This window comes from Sphingorhabdus sp. SMR4y, assembly GCF_002218195.1.
Classification (GTDB): domain Bacteria; phylum Pseudomonadota; class Alphaproteobacteria; order Sphingomonadales; family Sphingomonadaceae; genus Parasphingorhabdus.
This window is the reverse complement of the sequence record NZ_CP022336.1, coordinates 2131359-2145951: the sequence shown is the minus strand read 5'-3', so window position 1 is coordinate 2145951 and position 14593 is coordinate 2131359. Positions and strand designations below refer to the sequence as shown.

At 58.5% G+C, this 14593-nt stretch carries 13 protein-coding genes and 1 tRNA gene; 8 read left to right on the top strand and 6 right to left on the bottom strand.

Going from position 1 to position 14593, the window contains the following annotated elements; genetic code table 11:
* Nucleotides 1-103: 103 nt before the first annotated feature.
* The gene (locus tag SPHFLASMR4Y_RS10280) at nt 104-1120 is read left to right on the top strand and encodes an AraC family transcriptional regulator (protein ID WP_089133456.1); all 1017 of its coding nucleotides are present in this window, start codon (nt 104-106) and stop codon (nt 1118-1120) included.
* Between the two features lie 83 nt (nt 1121-1203).
* Here the strand turns inward: SPHFLASMR4Y_RS10280 and SPHFLASMR4Y_RS10275 are convergent, their stop codons facing one another.
* From SPHFLASMR4Y_RS10275 to SPHFLASMR4Y_RS10260, 4 genes are all read right to left on the bottom strand, one after another.
* Complete coding sequence (locus SPHFLASMR4Y_RS10275) at nt 1204-1668, bottom strand: DUF1348 family protein (RefSeq protein WP_089133455.1); 465 nt, start codon at nt 1666-1668, stop codon at nt 1204-1206.
* Nucleotides 1669-1671: 3 nt separating this feature from the next.
* Entirely contained in the window at nt 1672-1944 is a 273-nt protein-coding gene (locus tag SPHFLASMR4Y_RS10270; RefSeq protein ID WP_089133454.1) for a hypothetical protein, read from the bottom strand.
* The gene (locus SPHFLASMR4Y_RS10265) at nt 1941-3014 is read right to left on the bottom strand and encodes a pyridoxamine 5'-phosphate oxidase family protein (protein WP_089133453.1); all 1074 of its coding nucleotides are present in this window, start codon (nt 3012-3014) and stop codon (nt 1941-1943) included. Before SPHFLASMR4Y_RS10265 ends, SPHFLASMR4Y_RS10270 begins: the two co-directional genes overlap by 4 nt.
* 82 nt (nt 3015-3096) lie before the next feature.
* Nucleotides 3097-3717: a glutathione S-transferase family protein gene (locus tag SPHFLASMR4Y_RS10260; RefSeq protein WP_089133452.1), complete on the bottom strand. Its 621-nt coding sequence runs from the start codon at nt 3715-3717 to the stop codon at nt 3097-3099.
* 178 nt (nt 3718-3895) lie between these two features.
* Between SPHFLASMR4Y_RS10260 and SPHFLASMR4Y_RS10255 the strand changes: the two genes are divergently transcribed.
* The 5 genes from SPHFLASMR4Y_RS10255 (at nt 3896) to SPHFLASMR4Y_RS10235 (ending at nt 6612) form a co-directional block, all read left to right on the top strand.
* Nucleotides 3896-4792 carry a LysR family transcriptional regulator gene (locus SPHFLASMR4Y_RS10255; protein ID WP_089133451.1) on the top strand — a complete coding sequence of 299 codons (897 nt, stop codon included), beginning with the start codon at nt 3896-3898 and terminating at the stop codon, nt 4790-4792.
* 115 nt (nt 4793-4907) lie between these two features.
* Nucleotides 4908-5516, top strand: coding sequence for an outer membrane protein (locus SPHFLASMR4Y_RS10250; protein ID WP_089133450.1), 609 nt, complete (start codon nt 4908-4910; stop codon nt 5514-5516).
* Nucleotides 5517-5578: 62 nt separating this feature from the next.
* Entirely contained in the window at nt 5579-5782 is a 204-nt protein-coding gene (locus SPHFLASMR4Y_RS10245) for a hypothetical protein (protein WP_145955516.1), read from the top strand.
* Complete coding sequence (locus SPHFLASMR4Y_RS10240) at nt 5775-6101, top strand: hypothetical protein (RefSeq protein WP_089133448.1); 327 nt, start codon at nt 5775-5777, stop codon at nt 6099-6101. Before SPHFLASMR4Y_RS10245 ends, SPHFLASMR4Y_RS10240 begins: the two co-directional genes overlap by 8 nt.
* Nucleotides 6102-6177: 76 nt before the next feature.
* Nucleotides 6178-6612, top strand: a complete 435-nt coding sequence (locus SPHFLASMR4Y_RS10235; protein ID WP_260806935.1) for a DUF983 domain-containing protein — start codon at nt 6178-6180, stop codon at nt 6610-6612.
* A 197-nt stretch (nt 6613-6809) separates the two neighbouring features.
* Here SPHFLASMR4Y_RS10235 and SPHFLASMR4Y_RS10230 read toward each other — a convergent pair.
* Nucleotides 6810-6885: transfer RNA gene (locus SPHFLASMR4Y_RS10230), tRNA-Thr, on the bottom strand.
* 228 nt (nt 6886-7113) lie between these two features.
* Here SPHFLASMR4Y_RS10230 and SPHFLASMR4Y_RS10225 point away from each other — a divergent pair.
* Both SPHFLASMR4Y_RS10225 and SPHFLASMR4Y_RS10220 read left to right on the top strand, forming a co-directional pair.
* Nucleotides 7114-8469, top strand: coding sequence for a hypothetical protein (locus tag SPHFLASMR4Y_RS10225; RefSeq protein WP_260806934.1), 1356 nt, complete (start codon nt 7114-7116; stop codon nt 8467-8469).
* Nucleotides 8470-8662: 193 nt separating this feature from the next.
* Nucleotides 8663-13339, top strand: a complete 4677-nt coding sequence (locus SPHFLASMR4Y_RS10220) for an NAD-glutamate dehydrogenase (RefSeq protein ID WP_089133446.1) — start codon at nt 8663-8665, stop codon at nt 13337-13339.
* On the opposite strand, the gene SPHFLASMR4Y_RS10215 is transcribed toward SPHFLASMR4Y_RS10220, so the two are convergent.
* Complete coding sequence (locus SPHFLASMR4Y_RS10215; RefSeq protein WP_089134822.1) at nt 13336-14541, bottom strand: DUF445 domain-containing protein; 1206 nt, start codon at nt 14539-14541, stop codon at nt 13336-13338. The two genes, SPHFLASMR4Y_RS10220 and SPHFLASMR4Y_RS10215, sit on opposite strands and share 4 nt — an antisense overlap.
* Nucleotides 14542-14593: the final 52 nt, after the last annotated feature.

Below are 14593 nucleotides of genomic sequence, written 5' to 3'. Positions count from 1 at the left end.
TTCTTGACCGTGGCTGCCAAAAATTTGATCTGGCATGCCAAATTCGGAGAAATGCGTTATACGAAGCATTGAATCGGCAACGACGGGGTAGGCAGAACGCACGGTGGTAGAAGTTTCGAGCCTTTTTGCCCGCAAGGCGATTGCTCAGGCGGAGCAGGCGGTCGCCAATCGTGCGTTGGCGCGCGTCGGGATAGCGCGAGAAGTGCTCGCCGATCCCGCGAACCACATACCTGTGCAACAGCACCACCTGCTGTTTGAAACATTGGCCCGGGAAGAACGCCCGCAAATCAGCTTTCACATGCGGACGTCGGCTTCGATGCGCTGTGAGGAGTTCGGCCCGCTCGGGCTGACGATCAAATCCGCGCCAACGCTGCGACGATCGTTCGAGCGGCTTGACCGCTATGCCAGACTCTACAATCCCTATTCCGTCTTCGCCTTGGCGGACAAAGGTTCGGAATGCTGGTGGATGAACCGTAAGCCTGTCCCGGATAATGACGGCGCCAAGCTTTCGAACGAAGCAGCGCTGGGAACCTTTGTTTCGCTTTGGCGCGATGCGAATGGCGACGAATTCAACCCCAAGCGTGTCCAGTTCACTCACCTGCCGGTGGGCGATGTGCTGCCGCTTGAAGAGCATTTCAAATGTCCGGTGACCCACGGCGCTGAAGTCGACGCGATTATCATGCATCAACAGGACGTTGATCGACCAAACCGCGTCGGAGACCAGCATATCTGGAAATTTCTCCGCGAGCATATGGAGGAAATCCTTCGCACTACCGAACCGGATCGGATTGATCGCGAGGTGGTTATCCAGATTGCCAACAGCCTGAGCGATGGGGTGCCGCGCCTCGAGGATGTGGCATGCCATTTGGGCATGGGGAGCCGTACCTTGCAGCGCCGCTTGTCGGATCTGGGGCACAGCTATCAATCCCTGGTCGATGAGGCACGACGGGAGGTGGCTCTCAAGCTCGTCGGCGAAACCAGCCATTCGCTGGTGGAGGTTGCCTTTCTGACCGGCTTTTCGGAACAAAGCTCCTTCACCCGTGCCTTCAAGCGATGGTCGGGAAAAACGCCGCGGACCTATCGCGGTGAAGGGCCGCGAGTGGCGGCTGTCCAATATTAAAGGTTCAAGGTCTTTCGTCATTGGTCGGGAACGGCGCCTGCTGTCTCTCGTGCGCGAGAGTGCCTGCAGATATCGGCAGGCCGCTAAAGCCCAAGCTCGGACAGCCCCGGATGATCGTCAGGACGCCGCCCGAGGGGCCAGCGGAAAAGACGTTCAGCTTCTGTGATAGGCCGTTCATTGATGCTGGCATGGCGGTTTTGCATCAGACCGTCTTCGGCAAATTCCCAATTCTCGTTGCCATAAGCGCGAAACCAGTTTCCGCTGTCATCATGATATTCGTAAGCATAGCGAACCGCGATGCGATTGCCGCTATAGGCCCAAAGTTCCTTGATTAACCGGTATTCGAGCTCTTTCGTCCACTTCCGCTCCAGAAATTTCCTGGCTTCTTCGCGGCCGCGGGGAAATTCGGCGCGATTCCGCCATCTGGTATTTTCAGTATAGGCCTGAGCAACCCTGGCTGGATCGCGACTGTTCCAGCCATCTTCGGCCAGTCTCACTTTCTCGCGAGCGGACGTTTCGTCAAACGGGGGCAATGGGGGACGTGACATGGTTCAATCCTTTATCTGGTGGGGGGAGCGAGGAGGCTGAATGCAATCCTCAGAGCGGAATTCTACTGGCGCGACCGCCTCTGCCGCGCTTGCTTGCGCATCGGCGGAGCCGGCACCCGATGGAAACTGGAAAATTAGCAGCAGCATCAGGAGATAGAGACCTGCGATTTTGTGAAAGGCGGCGGAATCGCGTTGCTTGTGGCTGACGCCATCCGGGGCAAAATGATCCATGGCCAACTCCTCAGCGGCAGGCATGGCGATCAGGCTGAAAGTCATGGCTTGATCTCCCGCGGCGTACTTCCGCCAGCCCGTGCAGCGTCGGAAAGCGGGGTTTCGCCTTTGGGGTGAGTAGCGCAGCCCGCGTCAAGCTCGGCCGCCACCTCTGCCCAAGAGCCCGTCCTCAGGGCTTTTGGCGAGAAGGAATTCTCGCGCATCGTCCACCGCAAGTTCGAGGCCCCCCGGCGCAGGACCATCCCGCTCGGGCGGAACGTCCAGATTCTTTCTGCGCCCCTGAAAGATGCGATTTCCGGAGAATCAGTGATGATCCGCGCGGTCCCGGTGATTTGCAGGATGTCGCCTGTTTCAAAATCGACGAACAGCAAGCCGGCGCGCGGATTGACGAGGAAATTGCCAAGCGTGTTGAAATGGAAATTGCCGGAAAAATCCGGGATCGTCAGTTGGCCATCTTCGTCGATTCTGACAAATCCGGCTTTGCCGCCTCTGTGCGAAGCGTCGATCTGCCTGATGTCACCGCGGTCCACATAGGATGCGACGAAAAAGGTGTCGGCGGTCGCGATGATGGCACGGGCCTCATCGGTCAGTTCGCCGGATTCCGTGACTGACGCCGACATGGCCTGACCCGTATCGCGCGAAAAGCTGTAATCGCGCAGCTGGATATATTGCGGGCAGTTGCCAAAGGCCTGGCCGACCGTAACTTCCAGGGAACCGTCTCCGGCGTTCCTGATGTCTCCGTTCATCCGATTGCGGCGGCGGGTGTGCAGTTCGATGCCGAGCATACCGATGGCCTCGCCGGTCTGTGCGCCGGCGGAAGCGGGATCGGCAGCATCAAGCGTTCCGCGGATGACCAGAGACCGGGCTGACGGGGAACTGATGAAGCCCGGAGCGCCGGTCAGCATTGTGGGCCATATATCGCCGGATGGATCGACCATCGCCACAATGATGAATGGCAGTCGCGCATAAAAGTCGCGGTGCTGATCGGGCATGAAATCCCGCACTATTTTTGCGCCGATATGTTCCATCCGTTCAGCCATGCCGACCGAGCGCTGCAGTGCGATTTCGCCTGCGTGGAAGAGTCCGTCTGCGGGTTCGCCGGTCAAACTGTTCATGGCCAAGGTCCTGTTGCAAGAGGGGCGGGGCAGCGGTGTTGCGGGAGGGAGAGCAATGTGCACCGCCGCCTCGCCAGTGGTGTCAGGCCGCAGCGGCGAGCCCGACCGGGGTTCGGGGCAAGGGGACGAAGCCGGGCAACGCTTCGATGCGGGAAAGCCAGGCGTTGACTTCGGGATAGCCCGAGAGATCGACATTCCCCTCCGGCGCGCGCGCGATATAACTGTAAAGCGCAACGTCGGCGACCGATGGTTTTTGCCTGCCGGCGATCCAGTCGCGGCCTGCCAGCTCTGCCTCGATAACGGTTAGAACATCGTGCGCGCGGCCAATTACCTCGTCCGGGCTGAAGGTTGCGCCGAACACGGTTATCAAGCGCGCGGCGGCGGGTCCGAAAGCAATTTGTCCTGCGGCAACCGACAGCCAGCGCTGGACCGCTGCAGCTTCGGCTGCGCTGTCAGGCAGCCAGTCTGTGCGGCCAAATTTCTTCGCGGCATAGACCAGAATTGCGTTGGAATCGGCGATGACCGTGTCACCGTCGACCAGAACGGGAACCTGGCCAAAACGGTTCAGTTTCAGATAGTCGGGTTGCTTATGCTCGCCTGCGCCCAGATCGACGTCGATGACTTCAACCTCTGCACCGATGAGGGAAAGGAACAGACGCGCCCGATGGGCATGGCCGGAAAGCGGGAAATGATAGAGTTGCATGGGATCGCTCCTGATTGAATGACGCCGATATGCTCGGCAGCTCTTATGTGGAGCAATCCAGTTCACGTAAGAACCGGGATTGTTATGAATTCAGTATTTCAAAAATTGAAATAATAGCGCTTGTTTCTCACTGCTGTCCCGCTAATCTTTACTTATCCAGTGCTGACGGAGGAAGAAAATGGACCGGATCCAAGCCATGCGCATATTGGTGCGCATCGCCGATAGCGGTAGTTTCGCGGAGACCGCCCGCCAGCTCAATATGAGCCCGCCTGCGGTGAGTCGCGCCGTTGCGGGACTCGAGGGTCTGATCGGTGCCCGTCTGCTCACGCGCACCACGCGATCGGTCAAGCTGACCGAGATTGGCGCGCGCTATGTCGAGGACTGCCGGCAGATCCTCGCCGCGGTTGAAGAGGCGGAGGCCGCTGCATCGGGATCCTTTGCAAAGCCCACCGGCAGTTTGACGATCACCGCTTCGGTGATGTTCGGACAGATATATATTCTCCCGATCGTCACCGAGTTTCTCGACCTCTATCCTGAGGTGACAGGACGTCTCGTGTTTCTGGATCGCGTGACCAACCTGATTGACGAAGGTCTGGACGTCGCTGTCCGGATCGGCCATCTTCCAGACTCCAGCTATAGCGCGATCAAGGTCGGATCCGTCCGGCGTGTAGTCTGCGGTGCGCCGGAATATTTCGACCGCGAGGGGGTCCCTGCACGACCTGCCAGTCTGGCGACGCACCGGATCATAGCGGCAACCAGCGCCTGGACCTCGCTGGACTGGAGATTTGGTCGGGAAGAAAAAGAGACTGTTCGGGTCTCGCCGGGTCTGTTCTGCAATTCCAATCCCGCGGCAATCGAGGCGGCACGATCCGGTTGGGGGCTAACCAGGATTCTGTCCTATCAGGTCGGGCCGGATCTGGTTTCGGGTCAGCTTCAGACGGTCCTCGAGGAATATGAGGAAGAGCCTTTGCCGGTGCATATCGTCCATCCGGAAGGCAGGAACGCGTCTGCCAAAGTAAGGACATTTGTCGATTTTGCGGCTGAAAGGCTTCGCGCCAACCGCTTCATCAATTGATCCAATATTTCATTTAGTGGAATAATATCTTTCACCGAAGGCCAATTATCACGAAAGCCGGATGGCCTTAACTGCATTTCCGACCCCGCTTCAGGGGCAAGATATGGAGTTAGAAATGAAATCGAAAATAATCGTAACGACCCTCGCAGGCATTGCAGGCTTCATCGCAGCGCCGGCGCAGGCCAATAATTTTGATGGCCCCTATATTGGTGTTCAGGCGGGCTGGAACAGAGCTGAAGTGGCCGATCGCACCATCGGTGCTCAGCCTGTCGATGCCGAAGTGTCGCGTGATGCCGTCGTGCTCGGTGGCTATGCCGGATTTAATTACAAGGTCAGTGACCGCTTCGTGATCGGTGCCGAGGCTGGCTTCAGCGGTGCTTTTGATGATGAGGTCCGCGGCCAGACATCCGGCGATTCGGTCACTATCGATCCGCGCTACAGCTTCGATCTGACGGCGCGTGCCGGTTACCTCGTGGATGACAAGACGCTCGTCTATGTCCGGGGCGGCTATGCCAATGCCCGGGTTCGCACGACACGGGTTTCTGATGATGCGACGTCGCGTGTATCCGACAATCTGGACGGTTGGCTTGTCGGCGGAGGCATCGAACGCATGCTGACCGACAAAATCAGCGCGCGTCTCGAATATCGCTACACCGACTTCGGCAACAATGGTGGTCAGTATGACCAGCATCAGGCCCTGGTCGGCATCAGTTACAACTTTTGATCCGCTTGATGGTGCCGCCGTCCTGAAAAGGCTGCGGCACCAATACGGTCATGGAATTCATCATGAGATGGACTTATTCGAAATTTGTCGAGCCTGAGCTCAAGCTATCCGTTTTCAAAGTGCAGCCGATCGTGATTGCAGCCTTGGGCAGTAGTCCGCTGACCGCGGCGCTCTTGAACCTGACTGTCGTGGCATTGATCACGACGGCCAGGCAATATCTGCCCGAATTTCTGTGCTTGCGTCGCGTGCATCCCTGCAATGGCTGAGCCGGAATACGAGCGGATATTGAGCCAGCTCAAACTGGCCTTGTTGAGCGACTGCGCCTGCAAGGATGTCCTTTCCGATGCTGAGAAAGAGGCACGCGATGCCGGCCTCTCCGGCGCTGATATCGACGCCGCGCTGGGCGAGCGCAGCTTCGACGTGCGAACCGCGGCAATTCTCGACCTCGGCTGTGCGATCAGAAATGATGACTCGGCCGCTCTAGATTCAGCCATGCGAAGGGCGCTAGCCCTCGGGCTGACCGCAGAAGAACTCGATTTCTTTACCGGCTTTGTTTTGGAATTTCGCGGCCTGACACGGCTATGATCGCCCGCCACCCCCTGTTGCCGATCGCCTGATCGTCCGGTTCAGCGATGGTATTTTTCAACTATGGAGATCTTCGATGAAGGATCACAAGAACAGTAAAACCAGAGCAATATTTATCGCGGGCTGGCAAGGCCATTGTCCACGTTGTCGCCAAGGGCGCATGTTCCGGACCTGGCTGAAAATCCAGGACAGCTGCGAAACCTGCGGCCTGGATTACCGTTTCGCGACCCCCGACGATGGCCCGGCATTTTTCTCCCTTTGCTTTGTCGCGTTTCCGCTGTTGTTTTTTGTGGTCTGGCTCCAGGTCGTTTTTGAATTACCGGTGCCTCTGGTATTTGCCATTGCGGTGCCATTGATGGCGATTGGCTGTTTGTTGCCATTGCGTCCGATCAAGGGGTGGCTCGTGGCTTCGCAATATCTCAACCAGTCCGTCGAAGCCGGAACGGAAAAGCTCTGGTCGGACATGCACGCGAGAGAGAATGCGGAAAAGCGCGACGAGGCAGATTCCTGATGGTCGCCGGAAGCGGTCGTGTCGAACAGCCAAAATGGCCCTCTGAGACGATGGGCCATATTGGCATCGTTCTACGACCGACAAAGGGGCTCTGGTCGCAAAGGTGATCGATGACCTGCAGGTAAGCTACAGATAAATCGGCATTAATTATGCCAGATCGGGGCAGGTGCAGAGACGGTCGAAAAGGGGAAACTCGGTGGTGCCGCTTAGAGGATTCGAACCTCTGGCCCCCGCATTACGAATGCGATGCTCTACCAACTGAGCTAAAGCGGCATCGATGAAACGGATGAGGGTCGGCCTCAAGCAATTTCCATTGATCGCGCGCCATTACCAGCAGACTATTGCCGTGACAAGAGCGCGCAGTCGTTATTTCGCACAGTCGCTGCCAATGCAGGCCCCGTTGCCGTCTGGGGGTCCAGAGCGTCTTACCGGAAAATTTACCATATATTTACCATGGTGGTGCAGACCAGTGTGGAATTGATGCAATCGCGATGGGGCAGCATGGAAAACCTACGGAATCATAACGAACTCGGCGATCCGGATTTGCTTTCGGTACCCGATTACACGGTCTTCGAAGATGATGACGCCGCGGTGGAGGCCCCGCCGGCGATCAGTCAGGACGAACGGCGCATGCATGTGCGCGCGTATAATTTCTGGGCCAGCCTGCTTGGCGAGCGGCATTTCCCCGATGTCGAGGATCTGTCGCCCGAATCGAACGAGGATTTCGGTCCGAACAGCGTATTGCTCGATTTTACCAACGGCATTGAAAATCCCTCGATCCAGTTTCTTGGCCGCGCGCTTCGTGAAGAGTGCGCCATCGATGCATCGATCACCGCGGTTGCCGATGTGCCGGCGCGGTCTCTGCTGTCGAGAATTACCGATCATTATCTGCAGATAATCGCCAATCAGGCTCCAATCGGTTTCGAAGCCGAATTCGTCAATCATCAGGGCATCACGATCATGTATCGCGGTATCCTGCTGCCTTTTTCGACCGACGATGACACGATAGATTTCATCTACGGCGTCATCAACTGGAAGGAAGTGGCCGCCGAGACCGTCCAGCAGCAAATCGAAGGGCAGGTGACCGAGGCAATGCTCTCGGCTCCGGCGCGGACCATTGCGGGCCCCGTCTGGGAAGACGGGCCGAATGCCAGCGGCATGGATGACCGGGAACCGATCAGCCCGCTTGACCTTACGCCAGACTTTGCAATCACCCCGCAGGAGAGCGACGGAGAATCGGCAGACCAGCCGGCAGAGGATGCAAGCCTGGCCGATTGGCTCGCCGCTGCCAGGAATAGTGCCGACCATGCAGCGCATAAGGAACAGCGCAGCCGTGCGGCGCTCTATGCCGCAATCAGCCGGGCCTATGATTTCTATCTGATGACCGAAATGTTCCCCGACGACTATGCGATGCTGCTCGAAGACAGCGGTCTTGTGGTTCAGGAACGCGCGCCGATGACGCCGATTGTCAAGCTTGTCTTCGGCACCGGCTATGACAAGACGCGACTGACCGAATATGCCGCAGTGCTCAAATATGCAAAGCGCAACGCGATTGCCAAGGGAGCGCTGGGCGAACTTCTGGGACAGCATGAAGGTGGCCTGAAAGCGATTGTCCATGCCGAGCGCGCCGCAGGGCGGACCTCGGGTCTGCTCAACAAGTTGCGGACGGCCGGAGAAGATCTGCTGGTGAAATTGCGCGCGGCTCCGTCCCAGCGGCTGCAGGACATTGATCCCGGTGATTCCGAATTTGTCGTGCTCGTCGCCCGCAAGGGAACGGACGGCGAATTGTCGATCGTCGGACCGGTACGCGGCAATGACAGGCTGACCAGCCAGGCATTGAAACATACCGAGATCTGATCTCGCCAGACCCGGTAACAATGCGGTCGCCGCCGGATTATAGTTGCATATGTAACAGAAATATCACGGTTGAAAACATTCTCTTCTCGCCACCGAAAAGGATCGGCTAACCTCTTGAGCGTGCCGCAGATTGGGCGCATAGCATGGCCATGCTGACGGGCCTTTGACCCGTCTCGATCCACTTGGGGGAAAAATGGCGGCCAATCGCGAACGGAAATCCAAGCCAGCGCAATCCAAAGTTGACAGTCTCGAAAAGATGCTGGTGGCCGCCTTTCGCGAAAGTGCGTTGCCAGGCGAAAATATCGGTTTTGACGAAAAAGCGTGCGAGGAGGCCGCGCGCTTCACATTGCAATCCGCCCAGGAACGCCGCGATGGCGAAGCGAACCTGTCATTGGAAAGCGTCAGCGGACAACAGGATAACAGGCATTTGCGCCTGGCGATTGTAAACGACGACATGCCGTTTCTGGTCGACTCGGTCTGTGCGACCATTGCCGGTTTCGGCCTGACCATCGAGCGGCTGATCCACCCGGTGCTTGCCGTGAGGCGCGATGCCGAAGGCAGGCTGATCGAGTTTGTTGATCAGGCTACCCCCGGTGAGAAACGTGAGTCTGTCATCTATATCGAGCTCGAGAGAACCGATGCCCGTATTCGTCGGGAACTGGTCAAGGCGCTGCGCGCGAATCTCAAGGATGTCGCCGCCGCTGTCACCGACTGGCTGAAATTGCAGATCGTGCTAGGCGAAAATGCCGACGCCCTGCCCGAAGGCGAGGGCGCGACGTTGCTCCGCTGGTTCCTGGATCGCAATCTGACTTTGCTCGGCCATGAAATGGTTGACACCAAGGGTGGCCGCACGCAGCAGCTCGGTCTGGCCCGCATGCGCCCGCAGCCGATATTGTCCAAGGAAAGCAGGCGGCGCGCTTTTGAATGGTTTGAAAATGGCGGCAAGGCTCCGCTGATTATCAAGTCGAACCAGCTGTCCACTGTCCATCGCCACGTGCTGATGGACCTGATCATCGTGCCAGTCAGGGAAAAGAACCGGATTACGGCGCTGTCGATCATCTCCGGGATGTGGACCAGCGCGGCACTGGCCGCTGCACCCGAAAATATTCCGGTATTGCGCACGCAGCTCACCCGGCTGTTCGACAAGTTCGGATTTTCGGTGTCGGGCCATGCCGGAAAAAGCCTGACCCATTCGCTGACATCTTTGCCGCATGATCTACTGATCACGTTCACTCAGGATGATCTGGAAAAACTGGCCCTGATCTCGATGTCGCTGATCGACCGGCCACGGCCGAAATTGCACAGCGTGATTTCACCACTCGCCCGCCATTTATTCGCCTTTGTCTGGCTCCCGCGGGAACAGCTTTCGACCGAGCGTCGGCAAAATGTGGAAAATATGCTGACCAAGGCGACCGGGGCCAAGATATTGAGCTGGTCCAATACGCTTGAAGAGGGCGGAGTCTCCTCCTTGCGCTACACGCTCGACATGGGCACCGACGGCAGAATCCCGGACCCCGATCTGCTCGATCAGGAACTCGAGAACATGGTCCGGGGCTGGAAACCGGAAGTCGAGCGCAATTTGCGGGAAGCCGGCCAGGAAAATCGCGCGGCAATCCTTGCCCAGCGTTATGCCGATTGTTTCCCGGGCACCTATCAGTCGACCTATGGTGCGCTGGAAGCCGCTAAGGATATCATGCGCCTGTTCAAGCTGGAGCGTGGGGGGCAGCGTTCTACCCGGCTTTACCGGCTGGCCAGCGACGCCGATAATCTGCTGCGGCTTAAAATATACCATCTTGGCGGGGCGCTGCCCCTCTCCGATGCAGTGCCGACGCTGGAGAATTTCGGATTTACCGTTCTCGAATCGGTTCCGACTCCGCTCGACGACGGGCGTCTGGGCTTCATCCATGATTTCCTGCTCGAACTGCGCTCGGAGGAGCGTTGCGATCGCCTGATCGCCCGCTCCGATGAAATAGAGGCCGCGATCACCAATGTGCTGGACGGGGAGTCCGAAAATGACGCCTTCAACCAGCTGATCACGACCGCCGGAATCGATGCGCGATCGACGGTGTGGATGCGGGCCTGGTTCCGCTATTTGCGGCAGACCGGGCTGAGCTATGGTCTGATCACGGTCGTCGAGGCGCTGGCCGAGGCGGCGGACGTGACGGCCGCGATGATCAGGATTTTCCGCGCCCTGCATGATCCGGATTTTGACGGCGATCGGGTGAAAGCCATGCAGCTTGCAACGCGTGACATGGATGCGGCCCTGATCAGTGTTCACGCCATTGATGATGACCGCATCCTGCGGCTGTTCCGGGCGGTCATTGAATCGATATTGCGCACCAATGCCTTCGCTTATCAGTCCGGCGAAGCGCTGGCCTTCAAGATCGAAAGTGCCAAGATTCCCGAACTGCCGGCGCCGGTGCCCTGGCGGGAGATATTTGTCTATAGTCCGCGGGTTGAAGGCATCCATTTGCGAGCGGGTCCGGTGGCCCGTGGCGGCCTGCGCTGGTCCGACCGGCGGGACGATTTCCGCACCGAAATACTCGGATTGATGAAAGCCCAGCGGGTCAAGAATGCCGTCATTGTACCGACCGGCGCAAAAGGCGGCTTTTTTGCCAAGCAACTGCCCTCGGGCGATGACCGCGATGCATTTCTTGCCGAAGGTGTGGAAGCCTATAAAATTTTCATCTCTGCCCTGTTGTCGGTGACCGACAATATCGTCGAGGGCAAGGTGGTGCCCCCGGCGCGAGTGCAGCGGCTTGACGAGGATGATCCATATTTTGTTGTGGCGGCAGACAAGGGTACGGCCAGTTTTTCCGATATTGCCAACCAGATCGCAATCGATCGCGGTTTCTGGCTCGGTGACGCATTCGCCAGTGGCGGCAGCAATGGTTATGACCACAAGGCTATGGGCATCACCGCACGCGGCGCATGGGTGTCGGTGCAGCGACATTTCGCAGAATCGGGTATCGATATCCAGAGTGAGCCGGTCCGGGTGGTCGGGGTCGGTGACATGTCGGGTGATGTGTTCGGTAACGGCATGCTGCTTTCCAAAAGCCTCAAGATCGTGGCTGCCTTTGACCATAGGCATATATTCATCGACCCGGATCCCGATCCGGCAAAAAGCTGGGCCGAACGGAAAAGACTGTTCGACTTGCCGCGATCCAGCTGGGAAGATTATGACAAGGATCTGATATCGAAAGGCGGCGGGGTCTTTTCACGCAGTTCGAAAACGATAAAAATTTCCGAGCAGGCGGCAAAAATGCTGGGGCTGGGCGACGACATCGAAACGACGCCGGGCCGCCTGATGACCGCGATTTTGGCATGCAATGCCGACCTGCTTTGGTTCGGCGGGATCGGCACCTATGTAAAAGCCGCGTCCGAGAATCACATCGAGGTCGGCGATCCGGCAAATGACAAGATCCGGCTGAATGCCGAACAACTGCGGGTGAAGGTGATCGGCGAGGGCGCCAATCTGGGTATCACGCAGGCTGCACGGATCGCGTTTGCTGCGCGTGGCGGCCGGATCAACACCGACTTTATCGACAATAGCGCCGGGGTGGACTGCTCCGATAACGAGGTCAACATCAAGATTGCCCTCAATGCGGAACTGGCCAGCGGCAAGCTCAAGCCGGATGCCCGGAATCTGTTGCTCAAATCCATGACTGACGATGTCGGTGCGCTGGTTCTGGAAGATAATCGGCTGCAGGCGCTCGGCCTGTCCATTGCCGAAATGGGCGGCGCGAAATCTCTACCCTCTTATGTGCGTCTGATCGACCAGTTCGAGGAACATGGCCAATTGAACCGCGCGGTTGAGGGACTGGCGAGCAACGAAGACCTGATTCGTCGCGGCCAGGAAAGCCGCGGCCTGTACCGGCCGGAACTGGCTGTGCTGATATCCACCGCGAAGCTCGCGTTGCAGGATGCCATCGAAAATAGCGACCTCGGCGATGATCCCGGGCTGGACAGCGAATTGCTGCAGGCTTTTCCACCGGCAATGCAGGAGGGGCATCGGGCGGCCATTCTCAACCATCAGTTGCGGCGCGAGATCATCGCGACGAAACTGGCCAACCGCATGATCAACCGGCTCGGTCTGATCGATCCGTTCGAACTGGCCGAGGAAGAAGGTTGTGCTCTGGGAGAAGTAGCGCGTGCATTCGTCATGGCAGAGCGGCTGTTCGATGCCGACCGTCTCTGGCACGCACTCGAGACGGCCGAGATTGCGGAAGATATCCGGATCACGCTGTTCGACCGGCTCGCCTATGTCCTGCGCTCGCACATGGCCGATCTGATGCGCATCGGCGTGTCGGATGACCGTATCGACGATACCGTCAACATGCTGGCGCCTGGCGTGACATTGCTCAACGAGAATGTAGAAAATCTGATAACTGCGGAAGGTCGCTTGCAGGCGTCGCGTCAGGTGAAGCTGCTGGTCGAGGCGGGGGCCACTCCGGAAATCGCCGGCAAGATCGCCAATATTTACAAGAATGACGGCGCCGCCGGTATCGCTTATCTGGCCCATAGCCGGGATATTGATGCGCTGGACGTCGCTGCGGCCTTTACCGGGCTCGGCAGCCAGCTTGGTCTGGACTGGGCGCAGATGACCGCGACCCGGATCAATCCGTCCGATCCCTGGGACCGTTTGCTGGTCGCCGGTCTGGCCCGTGATTTCCAGCAGATGCGGCTCGATTTTCTGCGCCGCACTCGCGGCAAGGACATGCAACAGTTCGTCGACAGCTGGGCGGAACGAAATATTGCCCGGGTGGCCCAGTTCCGCAAGATCATGGATCGGGCACAGCAGACACCGAAGCCGTCTATTGCCATGCTAGCCCAGATTGCAGGACAGGCGCGGCTGCTGCTTTCGCGCTAGATCCAGTAGCCTAGCGTGTGAAGAGAAAGGCCGACCAGCCCACCGACCAGCGTGCCGTTCACCCGGATGAACTGGAGATCCCTGCCGACAGCATTTTCGACCCGGTCGGTTATGGTTTGCGTATCCCAGCCGCGGATGGTCTCTGACACCAGCTTGACGATATTGTCGCCATAGCTGTCGACAACACCGATGACCGCACGCCGGCCGAAACGATTGATCTGCCGGTTGAGCTGCCGGTCCTGCTGCAAGCTGTTGCCCAGCTGGATCAGCGCATCGCCGAACTGACCGGCCATGGCTGCATCGGGATCGCGGGCCGCCCGCAGCAGCGCTTCCCGGCCTTGCTCCCAAATGCCATCGAGCCATGAGGCGATCGCCGGATTCTCGATCATTTCCAGCTTCCATTCATTGACCTTCTGGCGGAGCTCCGGATCATGTTGCAGTTCACGGGCCAGCTGCTCAAGGCTTTCCTCGGTTTTCGCGCGGACCGGGTGCTGGGGATCTGCCGCCATGTCGGCCAGGAGCTTATACAGACCGTCGAGCACCTCGTTGGCGACCCGGTCATCAAGGCCGGTCCAGCGCATGACGGCATTGGCGCGATCGGTAACGATACTGCGGATCACGGCCTCGTTGGTGTCCAGCGTCCGATAGGCCCAGCGGATCGACGAATCGATCAGCGGCCCATGACGGTTTTCCGCCATGACTGATGCCAGGATCTGGCCCATGGGCGTTGCTATGTCGAGCCCGACGGCCTGCTTCTTGACAGCACCCTTGAACATCGTGCCGAGGCGGTCCTTGTCGAGCGAGGCAATCGCATCGCCCAGCAGTCGCGAAGCCCCGAACTTCAGTCGGCCCTCTTCGCCGCTCGGCGATTGCAGAAAGCGGCCGATGCCGCTGGCAAGATCGACATCGCGCATGCGCTGGGCGACCAGACGGGAAATGAGGAAATTGTCCTTCAGGAAATTGGCCAGCGTGTCGCCGATGCGGTCCTTGTTGCGCGGGATGATCGCGGTGTGCGGTATCGGAAGGCCCATGGGATGGCGGAACAGGGCCGTGACGGCAAACCAGTCGGCCAGTCCGCCAACCATCGCCGCCTCGGCAAACGCGCGAACGAACCCCAGTGTGGGATGCACTGCCTCATAGCTTTTGGCAGAGAAATAGATGATCGCCATCACCACCAGCATGCCGGTGGCAATAATTTTCATATCCCGGCCCGCATTGCTGCCTGTGGTTGCGGGGCCGGTTCCGTCGCCGCTG